The sequence below is a fragment of the Sphingomonas bacterium genome (assembly GCF_903643035.1).
Classification (GTDB): domain Bacteria; phylum Pseudomonadota; class Alphaproteobacteria; order Sphingomonadales; family Sphingomonadaceae; genus Sphingomonas.
The window spans coordinates 1-5,271 of the sequence record NZ_CAHJWW010000192.1 but is presented as its reverse complement, the minus strand read 5'-3'; the positions used below and the strand labels follow the sequence as shown (position 1 = coordinate 5,271).

Sequence of the window (5,271 nt, the reverse complement as noted above, 5' to 3'; positions counted from 1 at the left end):
AACGATCGGCGGGAGCCTCGCCGATGCGGCGTGAGACGATCGGCGCGATCCGGCTCGGGACCGGGCGGCGGCGGCTGGTCGACGCCACCGCGGCGCTGCTGTGGGCGAGCGGCGCGGCGTGGCTCGTCGCGCATTACTTCCTGATCCGACAGGGTCCTTATGGACCGCAGACGAGCCCGGCCGAACCGTGGGCGCTGCGCCTCCACGGCCTCGTCGCCATGATCGCGCTGGCGCTGCTCGGACTGCTATGGGGGGTTCACGTCGTCCGCGGCTGGCGCGCGCGCCGCGCACGGTGGAGCGGCGGCGCGCTGCTCGCCGTCGCGGCGGTCCTCGGCGTCACCGGCTACCTGCTCTATTATCTCGGCGACGAGACGCTGCGGCAGGGCGTGTCGTGGCTCCACTGGGGCCTCGGCCTCGCCGCGCTCGTCGTCTTCGTCGCGCACCGGGTCGCGCCGAAGCGCTGACCTTCCCATCGTCTTACCCTGTCCACACCCGGCCTCTGGTTCGGGCGGACGGCCGCGTCCGAAAACCGCCAGACGGCCGGCGCAGAGCCGCTATACCGGGCGAATGACGACCGCCGCTCTCGACCCCGCCGCCTGCTACGCCAGCCTCGCCGTCCGCGATCCCGCCGGCGACGGAGCCTTCTTCGTCTGCGTGGCCACCACCGGCATCTTCTGCCGCCCGGTGTGCCCGGCGCGGACGCCGCTGGGTCTACGCCGCCGGAAGCCGTCCCGGCATTGCCGGTCGTAGCTCTCATGTTCGGCGCAAAATCGCCGATAGGTTGTTCGCCGGCATCGTCACGACGTTCTGCACCACAAGGTTCGACTGCGCGGCGTCGGCCTCGATCTCGGCGAGATGGCGCAGACCCCATGACACGTTTCGCCCACGCAGATCGGCATCGAACGCGGCGTTGCTTGGCGCGAGCGGGACCCCTGCCTGAATGAAAGGGCCGTAGAGATAGAGCAGTCCGCCAGCCGGCAGTAATCGCCCGGCCTCCCTCAACAGGCCTTGCGTCGCCGACCACAGGCTGATGTGCACGAGGTTGATCGCCAAAATTGCATCGGCGGCAATGATCGGCCACGACCGGGAACTGGCATCGAGATCGAGCGGTGGACGAACGTTGGTCATGCGCTCCGTTGCCGTCCAGGCAGTAATCGAGGCGCGTGCTGCTGGTGATGGGTCTGAAGGTTGCCAGTCGAGCGACGGCAGGTGTCCGGCGAACCACGTGATGTGCTCGCCACTGCCGCTGGCTACCTCAAGGACCAGCCCCTTAATTGGCAAGGCGTTCCTTAACACGTCGAGGATCGGCGAGCGGTTCCGGACTACTGCCGCCGAACTCAAACGAGCGTCATAAAGATCGGACATATTTTACCTTACGCGCGAGACTGGTCGTTGGCCGTGATCGCGGGGCGCTAAATAGCGGTCCTATAGGCGCAACCGCTCCGTACTCGCCTGTAACGTGATGACCGCACCCTGAGCTTGCCAGACGTATTCGACGCCGCCATGCAACTGGCCGCTCATGCTCCGGGCGATCAGCTTGCTGCCAAACCCCAGTGGTCCAATCGGAACGGACAACGGAGGGCCGCCAGTCTCCGTCCAATGGATCGCGACTTTAGTCGCAGCCGGAGTGCACGCGATGCGCAGCGATCCTTCCGGCTTAGACAGGGCGCCGTACTTGACGGAGTTGGTCGCCAGTTCGTGGATAACGAGCGCCAGCGTCGTTGCCGACCGGTCACCGACGGATATGTTCGGCAGATCGACGTGGATACGCCCTCCAATGCAGCCATTATCGTCGTAAGGCGCGAGGACGGCGGCAAACAGGTCCTTGAGCAGCGCCGCTTCGTGGCCTCGTTCGCCCGGTGTCGGGCGCACCAGATCGTGGGCGACCGCCAGAGCGCGCAACCGCCGGTTCAGATCTTCGGCCATGGCGACGGGCGTCGATGCCGACCGCGCCGCGATCGCGACCATGCTTGACGCCAGCGCGAAGACGTTCTTGACGCGGTGGCTCATCTCGCCGGCCAGATCGTCGCGCAGTTCCTCCGCCTCCTTGCGCTGCGTGGCATCGAGAAACACCCCGAACATCACCCGTTCAATGAGACCGTCTTCGCCCCCCTGCCCACGCGCGATAATCCATTGCGTCTCGCCGCGACGGACAATGCGGAAGTCGAGTTCGAACGCCCCGAGGGCGTCGCGTACGGAATTGAAAGCTCTCTGAACTCGGTCGATGTCCGCCGGGTGGATCTGTTTTGACAGGTCGCTGAAGGTCAGTCCGGACCGCCGCTCGACGCCCCATAACATATAGCCGCGTTCGTCGAGAGCGACCTCGTCGGTATCGACGTTCCACGACCACAAGGCGATATCGGCAGCATCCGTAGCCGAGCGTAGGCGCTCGGCGCTCCAGACGAAGGCATCGGATGCGTCACTCACGTTGTATGTGTTTCCCGCGGCGTCGAACGTTTAATAAGGACGAGCAGCCGCCGAAGCGAAGGCAGAGCACTGTCGCTTCGTCCAGCGAAGGCCAGTGCATAGGCCGGATCAGCCCTTCGACGCGAGCTTCTTTCGCGCGAGGTCGAGCAACTGCTGGTGGCGATACGGCTTGGGCAGGAACGTGCCGCTGTCGGGTAGCTGCGCATTTTTGAGATTTTGCCCGCCGGAGGTGACGATCAGCCCGATATCGGGGTGGGTCGCATGGACATGCGCAGCGAGCGCAATGCCGTCCATCGACCCCGGCATGTTGATGTCGGTGAACAGCAGGCAGACACCCGGATGACAGTTGAGCGCGCGAATTGCCTCGTCGGCATCGGCCGCCTCGAGAACCTCGGCGTCCAGCTCCTCGAGGATCTCGACGGCGTTCATCCGGATGAGCGGCTCGTCTTCGACGATCAGGATCGCGGGTGGCGGGCAATTCGACATGGGGGTCAACGGATTACGGCGCAACGACGTTCCGGGGTAAAAATTACGAGGCGGCCCGCAATGGAATTTAGTGCCCGCCCCCAACCCCCAACCAACATGAACCGATGTCCAGTTACTGGTCCGCTAATCGGGCAGTGAGTGACCGAATATGGGGTCGTCACCGCCAATCGCCGCCACGGACGGCAGCGCAACAGTCGCTATAGCAATCACTGCTGCACTTGGCGCTACAGGGGTGCCGCACTTAACATCCAATGACGGCATCGCAGGCGAACATCAGTGCAGGACCGAAATGGAACGAGCCATGTCGCTCAACTACCTGATCCCTTTGACGTTCGCACTTACGCTTACCTGTCAGGAGCCCGTCATGGCTGAGCAACCAGGTCACGTCACCGGCATCGGCGGCGTCTTCGTCAAGACCAAGGACCCCAAGGCTCTAGCGCAATGGTATCGCGAGGTCCTCGGCCTCGAGGTCAAGCCATGGGGTGGCGCGGCGCTGCCCTTCGACACGCCGGGGCATCCGCCCAAGGTGTCGTGGACGGCCTTCCCCGACTCCAGCGACTATTTGAATCCGTCGACGCGGGAGTTCATGATCAACTTTGCCGTCGACGACATGGACGCGATCGTCGCGCGCCTGACCGCGCACCGCGTTCCCATCCTGAAGCGCGACGACGAGGATCCGTTCGGCCGCTTCGCCTGGATCCAGGATCCCGACGGCACCAAGATCGAGCTGTGGCAGCCGAAGAAGGGCTAGGACGAATTTTCCGCGCTCGTCGCGTGACGGCGTCGCCAAGGTGTCAGAGGTTCGTATCGCGGGACGTCGGTCGCACCGGCCTTTGTCACGCGCAGCAGATTTCGGTCGACGAGATGCAGCACGGCGTCCTGCACGGTGCGCTTGGAGAGGCCCGTCCGTTCCGCGAGTTGGCCGTGACTGATGCGCGACGGGCCCACGGCCGACGTCAGGGTGAGGTAGACCAGAAAGGCTGATGCCCGGTGGTCGTGCCCGACCAGATCGCGCATGAGCGCGTCGAGGACGTAGGCATCGACCGTGTAGCGCTTCTCGCTCATTGCTATAGCAGTAGGCGATAGGCGGGGTCGGGCAAAGAGTAGCCCTGCGCGAGCGCGGGAGGCGACGATGCTCCGGAGGATCAACTATGTTGGCATCCCGACGCGGGACCAGGAGCGGGCGCTGGCCTTCTGGACCGAGACGATGGGCTGCATGATCACCACTGACCGCTTCGTCGGAGAGAAACGCTGGATCGAGCTCGCCATTCCTGGGGCCCAGACCGGTCTACTGCTGCTGACACCGGAAGGGCAGGAGGACCGCGTCGGGACGTTCTTCAACGGCTCCTTTGGATGCGACGACGTGGACTATACCTATCACAAGCTCCTCGCGCGCGGCGTGGAGTTCATCGGACCCCCGGAGACGAGGCCGTTTCCGCACGTCTACTTTAAGGACCCTGACGGCAACGTCTTCTTCCTTTCGAGTCGTTAAGTCTCCCGCGCCCGGCGTTGCAAGCGGGCGGCTCTCCAGCCCAGAGTTGACGTTTCACATAAATAAACGGCCGGTTTCGGAATGCTGTGAGGATGCCCGGGATGTCGGATTTTGGGTCAGCGCCACCTTAAGACGGTTGGGCAGGATTTACCTAACGTGAGCCCCATCTTGCTCCAGCGTTGCCGGCGTGGCTGATCGGTTCCAACTCGTTCTTCCAGCTTACGCCGCTTGGCCATGCAACACGATTTCAACGCGCCGGTTTGCCGCGCGGCCCGCGACGGTGGCATTGCTGGCTACCGGTTCGGTCTTGCCAAGCCCTTCAACAACGAGCCGCTCGGGATCGGTGTCGCGGCTGACGAGGAAGTCCGCGACGCTCGCTCCCCGCCGCTGCGACAGGGCGAAGTTGTACGCATCACTGCCGACGGCATCGGTATGGCCGATAACCTCGACATCGGTCGCGGGATAGGCGGCGATGGTGCGCGCCACGGCATCGAGGGCCGGGACGAAGCGCGGCTGAATGTCGGCGTGATCAAAGGCGAAGGTAACGTCGGCGGGTAGCTCCATGACGAGGTCGGCCCCGCGCCGCTCGACGGTGACGCCGGTTCCGGCGGTGTCACGCTGGAGCTCGCGGTACTGGCGGTCGTCGACCGGGACCGGCGCGGCGACGGCCCCGCCGCCGTAATCGCCGCCGTCGTAGCCGTAATAGCCGCCATAGAAGCCGCCGCCATAGACGTATGTGCCGCCACCGCCGCCGTAGACCGCGCGCGGAGCGGCGACGGCGACTGCGGGCACGTAGACAGCGACGCCGCTCACGCTGCGGCCGACCCGGCGCAGACCGCGCTGTCCGGCCTCGGCGTCGGCGCGCG

Annotated in this window: 9 protein-coding genes; 4 read left to right on the top strand and 5 right to left on the bottom strand. The window is 65.0% G+C overall.

Annotation, left to right across the window (positions count from 1 at the left end; all coding sequences use genetic code 11):
• Together HUV01_RS11630 and HUV01_RS11625 are read left to right on the top strand one after the other, a co-directional pair.
• On the top strand, positions 1-464 hold a 464-nt coding region (locus HUV01_RS11630; protein WP_217430998.1), incomplete at its 5' end, for a hypothetical protein.
• Between the two features lie 103 nt (positions 465-567).
• Positions 568-750 carry an Ada metal-binding domain-containing protein gene (locus tag HUV01_RS11625; protein WP_174298406.1) on the top strand — a complete coding sequence of 61 codons (183 nt, stop codon included), beginning with the start codon at positions 568-570 and terminating at the stop codon, positions 748-750.
• Between the two features lie 3 nt (positions 751-753).
• Here HUV01_RS11625 and HUV01_RS11620 read toward each other — a convergent pair whose 3' ends face one another.
• The 3 genes from HUV01_RS11620 to HUV01_RS11610 all read right to left on the bottom strand — a co-directional run bounded on the left by HUV01_RS11620 (position 754) and on the right by HUV01_RS11610 (position 2,937).
• Positions 754-1,365 carry a DUF938 domain-containing protein gene (locus tag HUV01_RS11620; protein ID WP_174298405.1) on the bottom strand — a complete coding sequence of 204 codons (612 nt, stop codon included), beginning with the start codon at positions 1,363-1,365 and terminating at the stop codon, positions 754-756.
• A gap of 60 nt (positions 1,366-1,425) precedes the next feature.
• On the bottom strand, positions 1,426-2,427 hold the full coding sequence (locus HUV01_RS11615) for a sensor histidine kinase (RefSeq protein WP_174298404.1): 1,002 nt from the start codon (positions 2,425-2,427) through the stop codon (positions 1,426-1,428).
• Positions 2,428-2,535: 108 nt separating this feature from the next.
• Positions 2,536-2,937 carry a response regulator gene (locus HUV01_RS11610; RefSeq protein ID WP_217430997.1) on the bottom strand — a complete coding sequence of 134 codons (402 nt, stop codon included), beginning with the start codon at positions 2,935-2,937 and terminating at the stop codon, positions 2,536-2,538.
• Positions 2,938-3,277: 340 nt separating this feature from the next.
• Here HUV01_RS11610 and HUV01_RS11605 point away from each other — a divergent pair, with 340 nt between their 5' ends.
• Positions 3,278-3,664 (top strand): VOC family protein, encoded by a 387-nt coding sequence (locus tag HUV01_RS11605; RefSeq protein ID WP_174298403.1) that lies wholly within the window; start codon positions 3,278-3,280, stop codon positions 3,662-3,664.
• Here the strand turns inward: HUV01_RS11605 and HUV01_RS11600 are convergent.
• Positions 3,661-3,978 (bottom strand): helix-turn-helix domain-containing protein, encoded by a 318-nt coding sequence (locus tag HUV01_RS11600; protein WP_174298402.1) that lies wholly within the window; start codon positions 3,976-3,978, stop codon positions 3,661-3,663. The genes HUV01_RS11605 and HUV01_RS11600 overlap by 4 nt on opposite strands.
• A 67-nt stretch (positions 3,979-4,045) precedes the next feature.
• Here HUV01_RS11600 and HUV01_RS11595 point away from each other — a divergent pair, with 67 nt between their 5' ends.
• Positions 4,046-4,405 carry a VOC family protein gene (locus tag HUV01_RS11595; protein WP_174298401.1) on the top strand — a complete coding sequence of 120 codons (360 nt, stop codon included), beginning with the start codon at positions 4,046-4,048 and terminating at the stop codon, positions 4,403-4,405.
• Between the two features lie 219 nt (positions 4,406-4,624).
• Here HUV01_RS11595 and HUV01_RS15340 read toward each other — a convergent pair.
• Positions 4,625-5,271 (bottom strand): OmpA family protein (locus HUV01_RS15340; RefSeq protein WP_302480050.1); only part of this gene is annotated, 647 nt, incomplete at its 5' end.